At 43.9% G+C, this 20814-nt stretch carries 15 protein-coding genes; 4 read left to right on the top strand and 11 right to left on the bottom strand.

All coding sequences use genetic code 11. The features are described from left to right. The 3 genes from ACWYVB_RS11680 to ACWYVB_RS11670 all read right to left on the bottom strand — a co-directional run. Nucleotides 1-440 (bottom strand): OsmC family protein (locus ACWYVB_RS11680; RefSeq protein WP_457529020.1); only part of this gene is annotated, 440 nt, incomplete at its 3' end. Nucleotides 441-538: 98 nt separating this feature from the next. Next, a complete protein-coding gene (locus ACWYVB_RS11675; protein WP_457529018.1) occupies nt 539-2896 on the bottom strand; it encodes an ATP-binding protein in 2358 nt (785 codons plus the stop codon). Beyond that, complete coding sequence (locus tag ACWYVB_RS11670) at nt 2889-3857, bottom strand: cytochrome-c peroxidase (RefSeq protein ID WP_167394253.1); 969 nt, start codon at nt 3855-3857, stop codon at nt 2889-2891. Before ACWYVB_RS11670 ends, ACWYVB_RS11675 begins: the two co-directional genes overlap by 8 nt. A gap of 720 nt (nt 3858-4577) precedes the next feature. Here ACWYVB_RS11670 and ACWYVB_RS11665 point away from each other — a divergent pair. From ACWYVB_RS11665 to ACWYVB_RS11655, 3 genes are all read left to right on the top strand, one after another. Next, complete coding sequence (locus ACWYVB_RS11665) at nt 4578-7226, top strand: EAL domain-containing protein (protein WP_457529016.1); 2649 nt, start codon at nt 4578-4580, stop codon at nt 7224-7226. 255 nt (nt 7227-7481) lie between these two features. Next, nucleotides 7482-8858, top strand: a complete 1377-nt coding sequence (locus ACWYVB_RS11660; protein WP_085344417.1) for an NfeD family protein — start codon at nt 7482-7484, stop codon at nt 8856-8858. 10 nt (nt 8859-8868) lie between these two features. Further along, on the top strand, nt 8869-9651 hold the full coding sequence (locus tag ACWYVB_RS11655) for a slipin family protein (protein ID WP_005373196.1): 783 nt from the start codon (nt 8869-8871) through the stop codon (nt 9649-9651). Nucleotides 9652-9735: 84 nt separating this feature from the next. Here the strand turns inward: ACWYVB_RS11655 and ACWYVB_RS11650 are convergent, their stop codons facing one another. Continuing rightward, complete coding sequence (locus ACWYVB_RS11650) at nt 9736-10140, bottom strand: globin (protein WP_366999942.1); 405 nt, start codon at nt 10138-10140, stop codon at nt 9736-9738. A 238-nt stretch (nt 10141-10378) separates the two neighbouring features. Here ACWYVB_RS11650 and ACWYVB_RS11645 point away from each other — a divergent pair, with 238 nt between their 5' ends. Next, a complete protein-coding gene (locus ACWYVB_RS11645) occupies nt 10379-11035 on the top strand; it encodes an NAD(P)H-dependent oxidoreductase (RefSeq protein ID WP_258677925.1) in 657 nt (218 codons plus the stop codon). Between the two features lie 103 nt (nt 11036-11138). Here ACWYVB_RS11645 and choV read toward each other — a convergent pair whose 3' ends face one another. The 7 genes from choV to ACWYVB_RS11610 form a co-directional block, all read right to left on the bottom strand. Beyond that, on the bottom strand, nt 11139-12317 hold the full coding sequence (gene choV, locus ACWYVB_RS11640; RefSeq protein WP_005392551.1) for a choline ABC transporter ATP-binding protein: 1179 nt from the start codon (nt 12315-12317) through the stop codon (nt 11139-11141). Nucleotides 12318-12319: 2 nt separating this feature from the next. Continuing rightward, on the bottom strand, nt 12320-13162 hold the full coding sequence (gene choW, locus ACWYVB_RS11635; protein WP_005392552.1) for a choline ABC transporter permease subunit: 843 nt from the start codon (nt 13160-13162) through the stop codon (nt 12320-12322). A gap of 78 nt (nt 13163-13240) precedes the next feature. Beyond that, nucleotides 13241-14179 carry a choline ABC transporter substrate-binding protein gene (locus tag ACWYVB_RS11630; protein ID WP_005392553.1) on the bottom strand — a complete coding sequence of 313 codons (939 nt, stop codon included), beginning with the start codon at nt 14177-14179 and terminating at the stop codon, nt 13241-13243. A 38-nt stretch (nt 14180-14217) separates the two neighbouring features. Continuing rightward, nucleotides 14218-15933 carry a choline dehydrogenase gene (gene betA, locus ACWYVB_RS11625; RefSeq protein ID WP_258614641.1) on the bottom strand — a complete coding sequence of 572 codons (1716 nt, stop codon included), beginning with the start codon at nt 15931-15933 and terminating at the stop codon, nt 14218-14220. Nucleotides 15934-16113: 180 nt separating this feature from the next. After that, a complete protein-coding gene (betB, locus tag ACWYVB_RS11620; RefSeq protein ID WP_258614642.1) occupies nt 16114-17574 on the bottom strand; it encodes a betaine-aldehyde dehydrogenase in 1461 nt (486 codons plus the stop codon). An 18-nt stretch (nt 17575-17592) separates the two neighbouring features. Beyond that, nucleotides 17593-18192 carry a transcriptional regulator BetI gene (gene betI, locus ACWYVB_RS11615; RefSeq protein WP_005392557.1) on the bottom strand — a complete coding sequence of 200 codons (600 nt, stop codon included), beginning with the start codon at nt 18190-18192 and terminating at the stop codon, nt 17593-17595. A gap of 525 nt (nt 18193-18717) precedes the next feature. Next, nucleotides 18718-20739 (bottom strand): diguanylate cyclase, encoded by a 2022-nt coding sequence (locus tag ACWYVB_RS11610; protein WP_394806854.1) that lies wholly within the window; start codon nt 20737-20739, stop codon nt 18718-18720. Nucleotides 20740-20814: the final 75 nt, after the last annotated feature.

The raw sequence follows: 20814 nt of genomic DNA, 5'->3' as shown, positions 1-20814 counted from the left end.
GTTTTAACCGAATTGGCGATAAAACAATTCTCATGAGCCATGTGGTGCATTTTTTCTAATTGAGATCGTGTCGGTTGTTCATCACCAGCAAATGTTATCTTAGGGTTTAGTGTTACCTTAGACACCCATTCTTTTCCATTTTCACCTTTTGTCAGCTCTCCTACTGCTTCATCTAGGTAGCGATCCACAACGTAACGTCGTTTCGCCGCAATAGAGAGAAAAACAAGCATGTGACAACTGGAAAGTGCCGCAACAAATGCTTCTTCCGGATCAACGTTTTCTTCTACAGATAATGGCAACGGCACTACGTGTGGAGATGGTGACGCAGGGACTTGCAACCCGCCATCAAACTTCCAAATGTGCGCCCGACTATACTGGTTATCACTGAACACTTCGTCAGCTTCGCGATGCCATTCGATTAAAGCGGAATGCTTACTCATTCTAACTCCCTGATTTTCTCATTGACGAATCAACACATCCATTCACGTCATAGTAAACCATAACGAAACAAGGTAAGGAACGTATGAACTCAGAGACGTTACAAAATTTGTTGAGGATCGACGTTTTTTTTCTGTATGTCATCCAGAAGTCGATTAGCCTGATGGATGTTAACTTGTAATCGGTTGATTAGCATCTGTAACCGCTCAATTTCAGGAGTTTGCTTCGCTTTGAGCGCGTTTTCTAGCGCCTCCGTTTGTCCAGCTAAAATCGGCAAACCAAGGTTCAATGCCATACCTTTTGTTTTATGCAACGTGTCTTCTAGAGACGCGAAATCTTCAGCCATAAAATAATCAATAAGTTCATCAACCGATGATTCAAAATCGACAATAATACTTTTTAGTAGCTCATCTATCGCTTCCGGCGCTTCTTGCAAAGAAATGAGCATCTCTGAACTGGATAACTCTTCTTCTGTCAGCCGTAGCTTCTCTATTGGCTTGCGCTGCAACTGGAGAACGTTGTTGTCATTCGTTAATGGTAAATTCTTTTTTGGTTCGAGCCTCGTCGCAAACTGTTTAAGAGCGTCCGAAAAGCTCTCTTGTTGTAGCGGTTTTGTAAGCACATGATCCGCTCCGGCTTGAATAAAGCTATCATGCGCCTCACGAAATACATCTGCCGTATACGCAAAGAGTAATGTTTTGATACCTAACTCTTGTCGAATCACACGCGTCGCTTCAACACCGTTCATCTCAGGCATGTGATTGTCCATCAGAATCAGGTCATATTCGTTATCTCTCGCCTTTTTAACCGCCACCAATCCGTTTTCAGCGACATCCACTTCATGTCCCAACTTTTCGCAAAACCCTTTCGCCACAATGGCGTTCACTCGGTTATCTTCAGCAAGCAATATCTGCAAATTGTGTGTTTTCTTGCGAGTTTTTGGAGGCTCTTGTGCCTTTGGAAGTTCGCATTCAACCCAAGGAATGGGCAGCTCGACGATGAATTGACTTCCGACACCCTCCACACTTTTCAATGTAATCTTGCCATCCATCAAGCCAGTTAATTTTTTAACTATTGCCAAACCAAGCCCTGTGCCTCCAAATTTTCGGGTAGTTGAAGAATCGGCTTGCTCAAACGAATTGAAAACATGTTCTTGCTTGTCTAGCGCAATACCAATACCAGTATCACTCACAATCATCACCAAGCACTGATTTACCTTATCAAGTTCCGTTCTGATTAACACATGCCCTTCACTGGTAAACTTCACCGCGTTGCCAGCAAGATTAAACAAAATCTGTCGTAAACGTGCGCAGTCTCCGGTAAATTCAACGTATTCAGGCACTTCATTTTCCACGATCAATTCGATATTTTTTTCATCGATGAGCGGTTTTATTGCGCTACACACAGGAGAAATGACTTGATCTAAATTGAACTTAGCCTGCTCAAATTCCAGTTTGTTTTCTTCAACTTTAGAGAAATCCAAAATATCGTTGAGAATCGTCATCAAGTGTTGGCCAGAATCAAGAATGACTTTCACGTACTCTTTAGTCGTCGGCTCTTTAGTTTCCTCTGCAATCATTTGAGAAAGGCCCAATACACCATTCATCGGCGTTCTTAATTCGTGACTCATTGCGGCGAGAAAACTTGATTTGGCTTTTGCTGCTCGCTCGGCTTTATTTCGCGCCTCCTCGATTTCGAGGTTTAATTGTTTCAAGTTGTACATTCGATATTGCGACTGATACAAGAATGCACTGACTAACAACATCACGGCAATAAAAACAAACAACCAAGTAAAACGCGCTTCACTTTGGGCAATATTGAGCAGCCGATGCTCAGCATCCTCAATAAAAACAAAGTATCCATGATCAAGCAGTTCATTCGTGAGTAGTTCTATCCTTTTATCGCTCGCTTGAAGCAGATCTAAGAAATTGGCTTCACTTTCACTCTCAACTACGTTTTGTGTCAAAAGCAGTTGGTTGAGAAACTCAAAATAGTGATGCCCACTCAACGTCTTTCCGGTATCGGTAGAAATATCTTGCTGATATAAGTTGAATAGCATTAATAACGCGTATTGATTCTCTACCTGAACGCCAATCAACATATCGAGCTTCAGCGTTGTATCAAGCACACGGTTTTTAAATAGATTGAGCGTATCCTCAACTTTTTTATGATTGGGCGTCACAGGGAACCAAACTGACTCCCTTGATGAATTTAGCAATTTCTCAGCAGCGACTTCTATATCCACTAAAGATGTCGTCAGTTCATAATTTTTCCTATCTTCAACCGCATATCGATTCACGATAACATCGCGCTCTTCAATCAACTTGTGCCCAATATCCGTCAACTCCGCGTGGAATTCTTGTGCACTTTTTGAATTCACATGTGACATATACGCCAATACACAACACGTCAGCATGGCAATAAAAAAGCAGAGATTAACCAGTTTGAATTTACTCATTTTCCAACACCTCTAAAATCACGGGTCTGGGTGCTGTCAAGGACTGTAAGAACGCTTCAATATCAGCGACACTTTCATCACTCATCGTAATTCCGAGCTGCGTTTTCGCCATAATCTGTATCGCCTCAGATAACTGGTCAACTCGTCCGTTATGAAAATAAGGGCTTGTTAGGGCGACATTACGTAAACTGGCGACTCTAAAATAGAATTGTTCTTCACTTTCCGTCGTAATCAGGTGCCGTCCCGAATCCTCTACTACTGGCTTATCTTTGAAATAGGCGAACCTTTGTATCATCGCTCCGCCAATATTTTTGCCCTGATGACACTGTACGCAACCTGAAGACTGAAATGTTTTCCACCCCCTAATTTGCTGCTCACTGAGGACATGGGTGTAACCCAGTAAGTAGGCATCGAATGGTGCACCTGGAGTTTGGAGCCCTTCGACAAACTCCACAATGGCGGACTTAATATTGTTAATATTAATCGGTAGCTCACCATCACGACTAAATAGCGCTTGATAACGTTCGCTTCCTTTCACGTACTGCTCTATTGTTTGCCAGTTTGAGTCCATTTCTATTGGATTGTGGATTGGCCCATCAATCTGAGCCATCAAAGTGTTTTCGGTACCATCCCATAAAAAACGATAATTTAACGCTGCATTAAACACTGTGATGGAATTTCGAGTTCCATCACCTTTCACTCCTGTAGAGACGGGGGTATTTTCAGCGCCATTGGTTTGCAAGTTGTGGCACGTCGCACAACTGATGCTACCGTTTGAAGATAGCTGAGGATCACGAAAGAGATGCCAGCCAATTCTCGCCAGCTTAATATCTACGACAGGGTCACCTTCTATCGGCTGAACTAACGAAATATCACCTAGCACCTTAGCATTTCTTGCGATTGTTGCTTGGCTCAAAATGAGTGCCACAACAACTAATGTGATTATGCTGAATTGCCTCATCAACTGCATACCTTACACTTGCCATTAGTATGAAGTTAGTTGCATTTTTAGGTTTTTTCCATTAATGGAAAACGGTTACCAGAGCTGCACGTGGAGGGACTTTTATTTAAAGCTCAGATAAGGAGCAAATGACGAAGGCGAGTAACGAAGAATTGACTCGCTTCGTGGAGTTATGTGTGCATATTGAATTCTAGATTTAGCTTATAGAAGCCAGCAACCTTTGAACCCAAGTAATCTCACCATAGGAGATGAGATCGAAGATAGTAAAGAAAATGGCACAGATAATGGCCAGTTTGACCAAGCGTTGAACAATAAACATCATAATTACCCATCATTTTTTCGCAGTTTACTATTACAAAAGAAGTTTAGATACAGAAGAAAAGCACTAGTTACACTAATATACTGTTTTATAAAAAGATTTATACCTTTACTAGCTGCACGATTAAACCGTAATTTGAATGCGCGGTACGTTATTGAGCATTTTAATTGCAAACACGAAAATCTAGTAATTAGAGCAAACGTTTCACTTACCATATCAGCTCAGCAAATCCTTCATTTTATCTCTATAATTTGAATCTATATCAACAATTTCTGTTAGAACATGTCGTACACTTTCAGTGAATTAACATCTATAACTATTTTTTAATGAAAACACTTCGCTTGTTTAACTTGAATCTTCGCTATAAAACCGCCTTATACTTTTCATTAGGACTGCTGGGCATGGTCATCAGCTTCCTTTTTATTAGCCGTTATTTTTTCCTGTATAGCTTAGATGAGCTCGAAGACATGGAAATTAACCATGCGAATCAGCAAGCACTCGCTGTCATCGACATGATGGTGAGCCAGCAAGAAAGCGCCTCATACGATTGGGCGTACTGGGACGAAACGTACGATCTGTTTGTTGATCGTGATATTGCGAAATATACCGAGCGAAACCTTTACACAGAGAGCATTGATGCGTTAAACCTCGATATGATGGCGTTTATCACGACTAATGGGCAAACTCTGCTCTCCTTGACTCGTGAGGATAACCCCGATACTTCTTCAGAACTCACCGCTAAAATGGCGAATCAACCTATTCTTCAAGATTACATCAAGTCCATGAATCACAAGCTTGATATCCATAGAGAGAGCATCTCAGGGTTGTTTAAAATCAACGATAGTATTTGGGGGCTTAGCCTCAGCCCAGTTAGAAACAGTGAAGGCGACCGCCCTTCTAACGGATGGATGCTTTGGGGAAGAAACCTATCTTTGCGCTTTCCTGGAGACTTTAAATCCATTTTAACTGCGGAAAACTCATTAGAGACGCAGATGGTAAGCGAATCAGACAGTAGTCAGATGCGGGATATAGAGAAGACCTCGCGGTCAATCACAAAATGGGCCTCACTCTCTGATTTATCTGGTGAACCGATCGCATGGCTAAAAACGAAAACACAGCGAGAGCATTATGCGAAAGGTAATACGCTATTCATGTATCTGTTTGCAACGGTTGGCGTTGTGGCATCAATCATCGCTGCCGGCACCTACATCACGTTTAAAAATAAGGTCGCCACTCGCTTTAATCATTTTGCTGAGGGAATAAGCGAAATCGCCTCTCAATACCAACTTGAAGGGTTGCACTCTGTAAAAGTAGACGAATTAGAGTTAGCGACAAAACTGGTACAAAAGCTCTCTGAAAATACATCGTTAACCCAACTGCAATTGAAAGACTCGATGGAAAAGTTTGGTGCTCTGTACCATAGCTCCTCACTGGGCATGCTAATTGTTATCGATCGTAAAATTGTCGATGTAAACCAACGAGCGTTAGATCTGTTGAGCTACAACAAATCGCAATTGATAGATCGTCCTCTAGACACCTTGTGCCCATCGGAGGACGATGAATGTCGAGTTGACGCCATGTTCAGAGAGCTGAAAAACGGTAAAACACAATTCGAAGCGCAAGTGCTCGATAGCAATACAGAAGAAATCGACTGTTTGATAGAAGCCACGCTCATTCAACATCATGGTCAAAGTGCGCTGATGTTGTTGCTTCAGGATATGAGAGAGACAAAACAGCAAGCAGAAATGATCCAAAAACTCACCGACTTTGATCCGGTATCCGGTTTCTGTAATCGTCCTGTCATTCTCAATGCACTGCACGAGCTCGTAGAGACACGGCCAAACCATTTTTCGTTTGTGTACATTAACAGTAAGACTCTCAAGCAAATTGCAGGGGTATACGGTCACCTCATTTTTGATGAAGTGATTCAATACATCGCATCCGCAATACGCGAGCAATTAGGGGCATTCCAAATAGGCCGAATTAGTGAGCATGAATTTATCGTTTTGATTCCAGATATCGAGCACCACCAAAAAGCGATAGATGCTACCAATCGATTACTGAATCATTTGTCACATAAGGTCCAGCTCTCTGGGATCATGATGTCATTAGACAGTAAAGCGGTGATGATGGACCTAAACATTACTCACCAATCTGTCGAGCATTTGCTGCTTGCAGCACGTTTCTCATCACAATCCGCTAAGGGTCGTCACTCTCACGAAGTATTAGTCATTGATGAAGAACTATCAGAGCAAGCGGAAACGTCTATGGTGATCAATCGCGATTTAGAAAATGCCATTAGACAAGATGCGATTAAACCTTTTTTCCAGCCTATCGTGGATGCTAAAACCACTGAAGTCATTAGCTTTGAAGCACTTGCTCGTTGGCAACATCCAACATTAGGGATGATTTCACCAGAAGTATTTATTCCGATGGCAGAACAAGGAAAACTTATCGTCGAATTGGGAGAGTCCATTCTCAAACAATCGTGCGAATTTATCAGTCGGCTTAATGGAGTTCGTCATGCGCAAGGTCTGTCGATGTTAAGCGTGCATGTGAACTTAAGCGCGCAGCACTTTTATCATTCAGGACTGATGCCCTACCTAAAAAAAGTGATGGCTCAATACAACCTCTCTGCGGGCCAGCTTGTGCTTGAAATTACCGAAAGTATGTTGATGGGCGGAGAAATAGAATCAATCCAAAGCATTCAAGACATCAAGCGACTTGGTGTTGGACTCGCTTTGGATGATTTTGGAACTGGATACGCATCATTCAGTAGTGTATGTAATTTTCCATTAGATATTGTGAAGCTGGATAAATCTTATATTGACGAGATTGAAACCAATGACAGAGCGAAAACACTGGTAAGAAACATTGCTAACATGTCTCAAGAGTTAGGCTTAACTATTGTCGCCGAAGGTGTTGAAAGCGCGAGCCAAGTACGCAAGCTTAAAGTTTGGAATATTGATGAGTTGCAAGGGTTTTACTTCCACAAACCGATGCCTGCCGAGCAAGCACTCGTTCAATTTTCTCGCCACGTAAACAGTTAGTCTCTCTCCTCTAAGACACATTAGGAAGGCAAAGTGATTACTGTCACTTTGCCTTTTTGTTGAACCTTTTCACACCAGACGCTCCACGATTAATGACTACCGATATTCATATTAAGGCCCGTAGCCTCAGATGTGCCATGATAAATGCTGATATGACTAATTCGAGTGATCAATTACTTATTTGCACTAGTATTACTGCGTATATACTTGAATTAGGTTTTCAAAAAGTCCCTGTGACCGCACAAGGAGGACTGCATGAAACGACTATGGATATGGGTCTTACCTTTACTATTGTTTGCTAGTCAAGCACTGGCCAATACTGTCTGGATTGTTCCCGTCAAAGGCGCTATAGGTCCTGCTACCAGCGACTATTTGTCTCGTGAGATAGAAGAAGCGCAACTCAACGGTGTTAGTTTAGTGATCTTAGAGATGGACACTCCTGGCGGCTTAGACAGCGCAATGAGAGATATTATTCACGCGATTACCACCTCCTCCACTCCAATTGCGACTTGGGTCGGCCCGTCAGGATCTAGAGCGGCTAGCGCAGGGACGTACATTTTACTCGCCAGCCACGTTGCTGCCATGGCTGAAGCCACTAACCTTGGCGCGGCAACACCCGTCGCGTTAGGTGGTGCCCCTCAGCCCCCTTCATCGGATGATGGCAAAGATCAAAACGCGGAAGAAACGTCAGAAGGAACCAACGAAAGTTCAGAGAAAGTTCCTGCGAAAACCGCGATGGAGAAAAAGGTGATTAATGATGCTAGAGCCTATATTAAAGGCTTAGCAAAGCTTCATGGCCGAAATGCAGAGTGGGCAGAGAAAGCAGTGAGCGAAGCAGCGAGTTTGGACGCCACAGAGGCATTGGAATTAAACGTTATTGATTATATAGCCAACTCACCAGAGGATTTAGTCAAAGCCATTGATGGACAAACTGTTAAAGTTAACAATCGTGATGTGACATTGTCACTGGAAAATCCCGTATGGATTGAAAGAACACCCGATTGGCGAGCAGAAATGCTAGCCGTTATCACAAACCCAAACGTCGCCTACATCCTGATGCTCATTGGCATCTACGGTTTGCTTCTTGAGTTTTACAACCCGGGCATTGGCTTACCCGGCGTGTTGGGTGGTATTTGTTTGCTCCTCGCCATGTACGCCTTACAAATGATGCCTGTGAACTACGCTGGGCTTGGTCTGCTGTTACTCGGAATTGCACTGATGATCGCAGAAGCATTCAGTCCGAGCTTTGGCATTTTGGGCTTAGGTGGCGTTGTCGCCTTTGTGCTCGGTTCCATATTCCTCATGGACAGTGAGTTGCCAGGGTTTCAGATCGCCCTTCCTTTAATTTTCGGTATTTCTATCTTTTCTGTCGCGCTGATCGTGTTGACGGTCGGCCTGCTGCTCAAAATACGCCGACGACGTGTGACAACAGGTTTAGAAACTTACCCTGGGAAAATCGCTGTCGTGAGCGATGACTTTATCGATGGCGAAGGGCGCGTTCAACTCGATGGTGCGCTATGGAGAGCCAAAACCAAAGACCATCAACAACTCAAACAAGGTGATCATGTCACCATTGTGAATGTGAAAGGGCTGACCTTAACCGTGATGCCTGATGACCGCCAAAATAAATAGGAGGCGCTTTATGATGCTCTATACTGTTGCGGTGATTGTGGTGCTGTTGTTCGCACTTGCGACCCAAATGTTTAAGGTTTTGAGAGAGTATGAACGTGGGGTTGTATTCTTTCTCGGTCGCTTTCAAGAAGTAAAAGGCCCTGGCTTAATCATTCTTATCCCATTCATCCAACAAATGGTACGGGTGGATTTACGTACTGTCGTTTTGGATGTGCCGACACAAGACTTGATAACCAAAGATAACGTGTCTGTGCGCGTCAATGCGGTTGTTTATTTTCGCGTAGTCGATCCTCAAATGGCAATTAACAACATTGAAAGTTACAGCGATGCCACCAGCCAGTTAGCGCAAACCACGCTGCGATCAGTATTAGGCCAGCATGAACTGGATGAATTACTTTCAGAGCGCGAGCGTCTCAATAAGGATTTACAATCCATCCTCGATCAACAGACTGATGACTGGGGCATCAAGATTGCCACAGTTGAAGTCAAACATGTTGATTTAAATGACAGCATGGTTAGAGCGCTAGCGCGTCAGGCTGAGGCAGAGCGTAACCGTCGTGCAAAAATCATTCACGCTACCGGTGAGCTAGAAGCTTCTAATAAATTAAAAGAGGCAGCTCAAATGCTCAACGAAGCGCCGAATGCGCTGCAATTGCGTTATATGCAGACACTCACGGAAATCACGACAGACAAAACATCAACTATTATCTTCCCTATGCCGATCAACCTTGTCGAAGCCGTCAGTGATATCGCCGAAGCGGTAAAAAAGAATAAAGAGACACAAGACAAATAAAAACCATATTCAAGGAAGTAACTACCTTACACGTTACTTCCTTGCTTTAACTTGCTTGTTTTCGAAGAGCATTTAGTTTCTCTTTTAGTGTTTGGAGCACTCCCGCTTCATTACCGACAAACCTGTGTTAAAACAAGCTCTCCACGCTGTTTCGACATCATCGTCGTATTCAAAATCACACTCTTGAACCGTTTCGATAAGGCTTTCAAACCAAACATCAATATCCTGTGGTTCAATGCCAATATCGGAACTCGCATGCTTCTTACCATATTTCTCCACCATCTTGTGCGCCTCGTTAGAGGTATCGGCCATCATAAAAAACACGATAGATCCTCTAAGCATTCGCACCTGTTGGTGCATGTCGACACCATCAAACTTTTGTCTGAAGCTTTTACTTTTTGACCATAAATTCTTGTAAAACAAGTCGAAAAAGCCTTGGTTCGCGATACAACGTTCATAACTATCGTTGAAAACTTGAATCACGTTCATGTTGCTCTCCATCACTCTCTTAATATGAGTGTAATTTAATAATCATCAAAAGCATCTAAATGATGATGCCCAACCCTATGAAGCACGCCAATTTTCAATAAAAAGTAAAAAGTGATTCAAATAAACACCCTCTTATCAATAAAAAAATATCCCGTATTATGAATCCATATTCGAGGTACGCATGGTTGTCGATGCTAAGCGCATCCTCATTTGTCACAAAAATAAAAAGGATACAAACGTGTCTCATCAAATCATTACTGATCTAAACAGCCGCTACACTGCTAAAAAATACGACGAAACTAAACGCGTTTCTCAAGAAGATATGGCAATCATCAAAGAAGCACTCCGTCTTTCAGCGTCTTCGATTAACTCGCAACCGTGGAAATTCATCGTGATTGAAAGTGATGAGGCCAAGCAACGTTTCCACGATACATTTGCAAATATGCACCAATTTAACCAGCCACACGCGAAAACCGCGTCACATACGATTCTGTTTGCGTACGATCCAAACTTCACCAAAGAGAAGTTCGCGAAACGTGTGGATGCCGAAGTAACGTCTGGCCACCTACCGGAGGAAATGTACAACAACTTTATGGGCGCCTACGCTTTTGCCGATGCAAATACGGATGAAAATGGCTTTAACGGAAACTGGACAAAAGCACAAGTCTATTTAGCGCTAGGCAATCTACTACACACATTGGCTCGTCTGGGTATTGACTCAACGCCGATGGAAGGCGTAGATCCAACACTGATTGGAGAAGTATTCAAAGAAGAATTAGAAGGCCATGTCTGTGAAGTTGCACTGGCGATTGGCTACCACAAAGACGGGGAAGATTATAATCATGGTCTACCAAAAGCTCGCCTTGCGATGGATGATGTAATTACGACTCTATAGTCGACCGTTTCCTTAGCTTAACTACTTAACTCATTGTTTAAACCAAAAAGAGCCGCACTAATGTGCGGCTCTTTTTTAGCTTGGCTTCAACTCTACTCTAACTTTATGCCACTTGCTCAGACTTAAAATTACCAAGCAATGCATCGTAAAGCTCGTTGTCGCTTAACACACCAACTAACTGGTTGTCCTCCACCATAAGCAGAGGCTGATTGCTGCGCTGCTTAAGCTCAATCGCTTCTCGCATACTGATTTCCGGGCTAACCTGAACCAGCGAATTTTCGTTTACCTCATCAAGGTTCGAAGAATCGCTCTTCCATTGAACCAACGACTTATCTGTACCCGCTAAGCTTAAGCCTTTGCTCTCTTGGGTCACCCAAATATCTTTGTCAGGGCAAATTAGAACACGCTCATCTTCACGAACTAAGTCGTCACGCATCAAAGAGCGTCCCTTAAGTACGTTCAATGGATTAGTGTGGGCAACAAAGTCAGCCACATAATCGTTTTCTGGAGCAAGAATGATCTGTTCTGGCTTGCCGTGTTGAATCAACTTTCCTGATTCCATAATGGCGATGTTGTTACCGATTTTAAGCGCTTCATCCAAGTCGTGGCTCACAAAAAGAATGGTTTTGTTTAGCTTTTCTTGAAGCAGAATCAATTCATCTTGAAGCTGAGCACGAATCAATGGGTCAAGCGCTGAAAACGGCTCATCCATTAACAAGATATCTGTGTCCATCGCGAACGCTCGCGCTAGGCCAACACGCTGCTGCATACCACCAGAGAGCTCGTGCGGGAATTTCGTTTCCCACTCAGACAAACCGACCATTTCGAGCTGTTCACGCGCTTTTTTACGGCGCTCTGCTTTGCCAATGCCTTGCATTTCTAGACCAAACGCAACGTTATCTAATACCGTTAACCATGGCATCAATGCAAACTTCTGAAACACCATGGATACGCGGTGAGTACGAAGGTGGCGCAACTTCTGTTCGTCACAGTTAGAGAGCTCAACCATGTCGTCGCCGTCTTTAATTTTCAGAGAGCCACGAGAAATTTCGTTCAACCCGTTAACTGTTCGCAGCAAACTTGATTTACCCGAGCCTGAAAGCCCCATCAAAACACAGATCTCACCCTGTTTCACGTTCAGCGAAACATTATCAACCCCAACCACTTGGCCAGTTTCGTCGATGATTTCTTGTCGAGACTTGCCTTGGTCTAGTAGTGCTAACGCTTGTGACTGCTGCTGACCAAAAACCACATCAAGATTTTGAATAGTAATAGCGTCCATGATTAAGCCTCCTTCTGGTTTGGTGCTTTACACAAGCGGTCAAGAATGATGGCGACGAGTACAATCGCTAAACCCGCTTCAAAACCTTGCGAGATGTTTACGGTATTCAGTGCACGTACGACTGGCTTACCAAGTCCATCAGCACCAACAAGAGCCGCAATAACTACCATAGAAAGAGACAACATAATACATTGTGTAACACCGGCCATAATACTTGGTAATGCCGCAGGTAACTCTACCTTAAACAGCAACTTCATGCGGCTTGCACCAAATGCTTTGCCCGCTTCAAGTAGCTCCTCCGGCACTTTAATAATACCGAGGTACGTCAATCGAATTGGCGCAGCGATAGCGAAAATGATGGTCGAGATTAGGCCAGGGACAATACCTAAGCCAAACAGAACCAAGGTTGGAATTAGGTAAACGAATGTCGGCACGGTCTGCATCAAATCGAGGATTGGTCGCAACAAGGTATATAACCAAGGACGGTGTGCCGCCATAATGCCCAACGGCACGCCAATTAATACGGAAATCGTTGTCGCTGCAAACACAAGGACAAAGGTTTCCAGCATTTCTTGCCAGTAACCAAGGTTGAGAATTGCGAGCAAGGCCAACACGATGAATACAACAAGCGGAATGCTGCGGTGTAAGAACCAAGCAATTGCCGCCGTCATAATGATTGGCGCTGCAGGTGGCATCCATTTAAAAATGTCCACCACGAAAAGAATGATCGTTTCAAGTGTAATAGAGATTGCATCGAAGAAACCCGATGCATTGATGGTTAACCAATCGACGCCAGTTTCCATCCATTGGCCCAACGGTAGTTTGTTGTCCGTAATAAAATTCAAAATAAAACCTTTGTGTTAATGAAGCGGGCATGACTGCCCACTTTCTTTTTCAAAAAAACGCGCTTAAAAACTGCTTAATTAAGCGTTGGTTTTTAAATAGTTTGTAATCGCTGTTACTGCGTCTTGACCATCCACCGTCTTAACGCCTTCTAGCCACGCTTCAATTTGTTCTTGGTTTGCGTTCAACCATGCTTGCGCTGCTTTCGACGGTTTCTGCTTCTGGTTGAGAATCGCTTCCATCAATTCGTTTTCCATTTCTAGGTTGAATTCTAGGTTTTTCACTAGCTGACCTACATTTGGACACTCAGCAAGGTAGTTTTTACGTACGTTTGTGTACACATTCGCGCCGCCGTAGTTAGGGCCGAAGAAGTCGTCACCACCCGCTAGGTATTCCATTTCAACGTTGCTGTTCATTGGGTGCGGGGCCCAACCTAGGTACACAATCCATTGGTTGCGGCGCGCAGCACGTGATACTTGAGACACCATGCCAGCTTCACTGGATTCAACTAGGCTGAAGTCTTTTAGGCCGAATGCGTTGCTATCAATCATTGATTGAATTAAGCGGTTACCATCGTTACCTGGTTCAATGCCGTAAATGCGGTCTTTAAATTTGTCGGCATGTTTTACTAGATCAGCGAAGTTGGTCACGCCTGCGTCATAAACGTATTTTGGAACCGCGAGTGTGTATTTTGCGCCGACGAGGTTCGCTCGTACGGTTTCAACGGTACCTGCATCACGGTATTTCGCGATGTCACCTTCCATCGTTGGCATCCAGTTACCTAGGAAAATGTCGATATCGCCATTGGCCATAGAAGAGTAAGTAACAGGTACCGATAGTAGATCGGTCTTCGTTTTGTACCCCAACCCTTTTAGCAGCTCAGATGTCACGGCGGTGGTCGCCGTAATGTCGGTCCAACCTACATCTGCAAAACGTACCGTTTCACATTGGTTAGCATAAGCGCCTGTTGCTAAAGTACTTAGTGCGATTGTTGAGAAGATTTTTGTCATCTTAGACATATTGAATTCCTTGTAATGATTACTGACTTTTTTCGTTTTTATGAGATCGAATCGAGCTCTCTTTTTGGCGGATGCATTCGTTGCATCTCTTGCCAGTTCGGTGCAATCCAAACTGGTGCGTTGTTCGACGTTTCCAGGGCGTTATCCAAAATCATGTCCGCGGCACGTTCTGCCACCATAATAGTTGGCGCATTTAAATTACCGTTCGGAATGGTTGGGAAAATAGAAGAGTCCACCACACGCAAGCCTTGAATACCGCGTACTTGGCATCGCTCATTCAAAACCGCTAATGGGTCATTGTCTGCGCCCATTTTGCAGGTACAAGATGGATGGTAAGCACTCTCGACATTCTGCTTTACCCATTCATCAATTTGTTCATCCGTTGTGATATTCAGACCCGGCTGGATCTCATCACCACGAAACTCATCCATGGCTGGCTGATTGAGGATCTCGCGAGTAAGGCGAATACAATCACGCCAATCCTGCTTATCTTGTTCAGTGGAAATGTAGTTAAACTCAATCTTCGGCTTATCATTCGGATTCGCAGAGACAACTTCGACCGAGCCGCGACTTTCGGGCTTGTTAGGTCCAACGTGCACTTGGAAACCATGACCGTCAAAAGCAGCTTGTCCGTCATAACGCATTGCCGCTGGCAAAAAGTGATATTGAATATTTGGCCACTTTAGTCCCTCACGAGAACGAATAAACGCACATGATTCAAAGTGGTTAGTAGCCCCAAGGCCTTTGCGAGTTAATATCCACTCAGTGCCAATCAAGCCCTTGCTCACCAAACCTAATTTGCTGTTGAGCGTGATAGGTTGCTTACAGTGATATTGGAAGTACACTTCTAAGTGATCTTGCAGGTTTTTACCTACCCCTTCCAACGGATGTTTCACCTCAATGCCAGCTTTTTCTAATACTTCTTTAGGGCCAATGCCTGAAAGCTGCAACAGCTGAACTGAGCCAACCGAACCAGCACTCGAAATCACTTCATGATTCGCAAAACATTGCTGAACTGAACCTGATTTTTCAAATTCAACACCAACCGCTTTCTTGCCTTCGGCGCCTGTTTCTTCTAGTAAAACGCGATGAACCGTCACTCGCTTCATTAGGGTGAAGTTTTTGCGTTTTTTAGCACGGCTTAAGTATGCATTAGAGGTTGAAGCGCGTACGCCTTTGTCAACGGTCATATGCATTGGGCCAAAGCCCTCTTGCTGATAGCCGTTGTAATCTTTTGTTTCTGGGTAGCCCGCTTCTTTGCCTGCATCAATAAAAGCTTGGTAGAGCGGGTTGAGCTTCATATCGTTGCCGTTACATGTGCCGACTGGGCCATTATCGCCTCGGTATTCATCTGCGCCACCGACCCAAGACTCTGCTTTACGGAAATAAGGCAAACACGATTGATAATTCCAGCCTTTAGCTCCTTCCTCTTCCCACTGGTCAAAGTCACAAGCGTGTCCACGAACGTAAACCATGCCGTTGATCGACGAACTACCGCCCAGAACTTTCCCGCGAGGACAATGAAGTTGACGGCCATCCAACCCTTGCTCTTCAACTGTCTCAAACTGCCACGCGTATTTTTCAGTGTTCATCGGGTAAGAAAGCGCCGTCGGCATTTGGATAAAAATACTTTTATCCGACCCACCCGCTTCGAGTAATAGGACCGAATATTGACCACTTTCACTTAAGCGATCCGCTAACACACAGCCGGCCGAACCCGCACCGACGATGATATAATCGTAGTGTTGTTGCATTTGATTCTCCTAGGAGTTAATACCAATCACAGTAGATAAGTGAACGAAATTAGCGTAGGAAAAATGCTTGAGAACAAGGCGGAAATTTTCGATAAGTAGTTAGCCTACAATCAAAATTGACAACGCAGTTATCGAGCATTTTAACAAGCTAAAGTGGTCAGTTATCTACTACGATTGGTATCATTTGTAAGGGCTTTCGAAGTCGCTTAGCTGAACCAGAACACTCTTCGTTTGCGTGTAATGTTTAAGGGTTTCGACACCGTTTTCACGGCCAACACCTGATTGTTTGTAGCCACCAACTGGCATTTCCGCAGGTGAGTCGCCCCATGTATTCACCCAACAAATACCAGCTTGAATTTGATGAATCACGCGGTGGGCACGAGATAGGTTTTGAGTAAATACGCCTGCAGCCAAGCCATAATCGGTGCCATTTGCACGCGCAATCACTTCCGACTCATCACGGAATTTCAGCACTGACATTACCGGGCCAAAGATTTCTTGTTGAACGTGGCTCATGTCATCATCGCAATCGACAAATACGGTTGGAGCAACAAAGTTACCATTGGCTAAGCCATTCTCTGTTACTTTGTAGCCACCAGTCAGTAACGTCGCGCCACTCGCTTTCGCGGCTTCAATCGCTCCTAAAACTTTCGATTCATGATCTTTAGAGATTAGCGCGCCAATCTGCGTGTTCTCATCAAGCGGATCGCCGACGACTAACAGCTCGGTTCGGGCTTTAAGTTGTGCGATAAAGTCATCATAAATACCTTCATGGACAAATACGCGTGTACCGTGCGTACAAACTTCACCTTGGGTGTAGAAGTTAGCCACCATGGCCGCAGAAACGGCATCGTTTAACTTCGCATCATCAAAAATAATCAGTGGAGACTTACCACCAAGCTCCATCGTTACTTGTTTTAGTGTCTTAGCGCTGTCACTCATGACGACTTTACCGGTGCCTGATTCGCCCGTGAACGATACTTTTGCGATGTCAGGATGCGCCGTTAGCATCTGCCCTACTCGGTAATCCCCTTGTACGACATTAAATACGCCATCTGGCATGCCCGCTTCTGAATAAATTTCTGCTAGCTTAAGCGCTGTTAATGGTGTTTCTTCTGATGGTTTGAAGATCATAGCGTTGCCCGCAGCCAGTGCTGGTGCCGATTTCCACATCGCAATTTGGATTGGATAATTCCAAGCGCCAATACCTGCGCAAATGCCCAATGGCTCGCGACGTGTGTAGAAAAACTGGTCTTCGCTGAGTGGCTGCTGTTCACCTTGCAAGCTTGGAGCAAGACCCGCATAGTACTCAAGAACATCGGCACCTGTTGTTATATCAACCGCGACAGCTTCTTGAATTGGCTTACCAGTATCTGCCACTTCCAATGCAGCCAGCTCGTCATTACGCTCACGTAAAATGGCAACGGCTTTGTGTAAAATACGGCTACGCTCGATCGCAGTCATTGCTGACCATGCAGCAAAACCTTTCTTTGCCGACTCAATCGCCGCTTCGAGATCGTCTTGGTTCGCTTGTTTAATGTTGGCCAATGGCTCACCATTCGCCGGATTGTAAGTGGTGAAGTGCTCATCTGAACACCCGTTGTACATCGCACCATTGATATAGTGTGCTTTCATTTCCATTTTGAAGACCTGTGACTTTTATATTTTTTCAGAATAAAACGTAAGTTGTTTGTCGAGATAGTCGTTGATGATGATTCTCGCTCTTTCTGCATCAATGCCTTGCGGGTTGAGCGTTCCGCGCAGCCAAATACCATCGATAAGTGACGCAATACCATGAGCAACCAGTTCGGCCTGCTCTGCATTTAATAATGCTTTGAGTTCTTTTCTTAGGTGGGACAATAAACGTCGTTCATTGACACGCTGCAAACGCTTAAGCTGTTCGTCATGCATTGAGTACGACCAAAACGCCAGCCAAGTCTTCGCAACTTGGTTTTCTGCCTGATAGCCGACAAAGTTACCGTCAATGATGGCATTAATTCTTTGGTGATGAGCATCACTTGGCAGCTCACGTAACTTCTGTGTGATGGTGGACGAAAGCTGACGCAAGATCTCTCGCATCGTTTCCTCCAACAACCCATGCTTACCACCAAAATAGTGATTGATAATTCCCGTTGATACACCTGCTTCTTTACTGATCAACGAAATACTCGCAGCGTGTAAACCGACTCTATCAATCACTGACATTGTCGCTTTCACCAGCTGTGGTTTTCTGATTTCAGGCATCCCCACCTTTGGCATTTTGCGTCCTTGTTATTTTTAATTGAACGGTTAGTTAAATATAAAATGCCTGAAAATTAGTTCGAACTCAAATCATTTTTTAAGAAAAAGGTTATTAACAAAGGAAGGAAAGTTGATGGTGTACGCAAAATTTCTATGCGATAACTTGTCGTGAAAGTCAAAGATGTGTTTAAAAACCCAAATAAAAACACAAACAAACCAATAACTTATTGAATCATCAATTTTTAACACACCTTTCAGAGAATTGTTTTTCGTGCCACAAAAATCCACACCAGAAAAATTTTACATCGACCACTAATCATTTCACCTGTATCGGCTTTGTTTGTATAAAAAACAGACATACTCGTGTGTTATAGCTTCGTATACACGAGTGACATTAGTACTTTGAAAATGGGGGAGATAAAACGAGTAGAAAATACTGAACGCTATGAGTATGTAATTCGATACTCTTAAGCGATTTTGAAGTAATCAGTAGGAAGGATGAGTTCAGGCTCACCGTTTGATGAGCCTGCATTCTTGATTTTATTAGGTCAGCTTGCGCCCTTTCACGCAGTTACGTCCATCCGATTTAGCTTGATAAAGTAATTTATCTGCCTGATCACAGAGTGATTTAAAATTCATCTCGCTATCTTCTGTCGTCACAACACCAAAACTACAGGTCACTCTCACTTCTTCATTCTGTTCCGTGACGAACCCATGCAAGGATAAAGCGCTACGTAATCGTTCAGCGGTAATGAGAGAGTCTTCATGATCGGTATTGGGCATCACAACAACAAACTCCTCACCACCAAAGCGTGCAACAATGTCATTTTCACGCACCGTCTCTTCTAGCACTTTGGCAACACCTGTTAGTACGGCATCACCGAACACATGTCCATAGGTATCATTTACCTGTTTAAAATAATCTACATCGATTAGCGCTAAACTTACCGGCCCCGACTGCGGCTTCTTTGGCACCATTTTCTGTTTATCGAGCTTGCTATCCACCCATTTGTTTAAAGCTAGGTAGCCGTACTTAACTTGCTCGACTTGCTCAGACACAAAATGCTGCACCTTTTCTTGCTTAGATTGAGGCGTCGGCTTTTCTTTGCGTTCACGTTTCGTCTCTACGGGTTTAGTAAACCAATCTTCTAAAAAACGGCGATTGAATAACCCTGTCAACGTATCTGTCTTTGCTAGGCGGCGCATTCTTAAACGTGATCGATTCACAACAAGGAATACCACTGCCATCAAAAAGAGAACACCAATGAGTGCTAGTAGCGCTTCACCCAATAGATAAAAGGTACGACGGTTATTTTCCAGTTCCATACGCTGCAACACGTTGTTCCAGTTGAGATCTTCGTTCTCATATTCAAGTCTTTCTAGCTCAAACAGCGTCTGCTGACGCTCAAGATTTTCAACTTCTCTTTGGTTGCTAAATTGGATGAATTTATCGTGATAGTTGCCGTAAGTTTTATACGCTAATTTAAAGTCATTGCTTCCCGCGTAGGCCATGGCAGCCACTTTTAGTAGTTCCATTTGCTGTTGCTTAACATATCGGCTCTCGATAATTTCCGGCAACATAGGCGCGATCATCGCTAGAAGTGTCTCAAACTGCTTCTGTTCTAGCATATATTCGGCTTGCAACAGCTTAAATGTCGCTAAGTAGGCGCTAGAGGTTTCTCTATACTGTAAGTTCTCCGCCAACTTTAAGTGGCGAACCATCTTATTTTCTTGGTTCGTCTCACGGTATAGCGCAGCAAGCTCGAGGTTAACTCGAAACCTAAAGCGCCCGTCACCAATGATTTGCGCGAGCTTTAGCGCTCTCTGATACGATACAATCGCCTCTTCATATTGGAACTGTGCCTTATGAAGCTTTGCTATCGTTAAGACGCTCAGCAGCTCATTGAACGACATGCGTCTATCCCTAAAATAACGGTACGCTTGTTCCAACAATGCTTCTGAACGGTCATAGCCCTGAATTTTGACCAGTACGTCACCAAGCTCTAGCGCCGCCCGTTCGACCAATCCTTGAACGCCAGAGGACTCAGCCGCATCCATTGACGACATAATTGCGGCATAGGATTTTTTAAACTCGCCCTGCTCATCGTAGTAACGTCCTTTTAGCAACAGGATCTCCGACTCGAGCTGCTTATCACCATTTTCACGTGATGTTTCCAACAAACTATCCAACGAAGAAAGCGCGGTATCGATATCGCTCTTTCCGACCATAGTTCGCATCTGAATCAACTTAAATAAGAGATACTCATGGCTTTGTGGACGCACAAGTTCCAACCCTTTTTGTGCGACGTTTTGGCTCTCTTCCGCGCGTCCAAGTAGCTCTAGAACCGTGGACTTTGCAAGCCAATAACGTACCAGTAGCTCTGTTGGTTGATTTTGTAGTAGAGAGTCTTCTTCTAACGCCTCAATCAAAGCCAAAGAGCTCTGAGGTAATGCGTAAATTTGATTTTCAATGCCTTCTAGCGACTGTAAAAACTTACCTTCTTGTTCAACCTTTTCTGCGGATGCCTGAATAGAAAAACACAGACACCCCAATAATAGTGGCATCGTCCTAAGCGAATGAAATAGTGACATTATTGCTCTTCCCTAATGGGTAGTTACTTCAGTGTAATAGAGAATTCT

It is taken from the genome of Vibrio sp. JZG10 (genome assembly GCF_054064075.1).
This window is presented reverse-complemented; position numbering and strand designations above follow the sequence as displayed.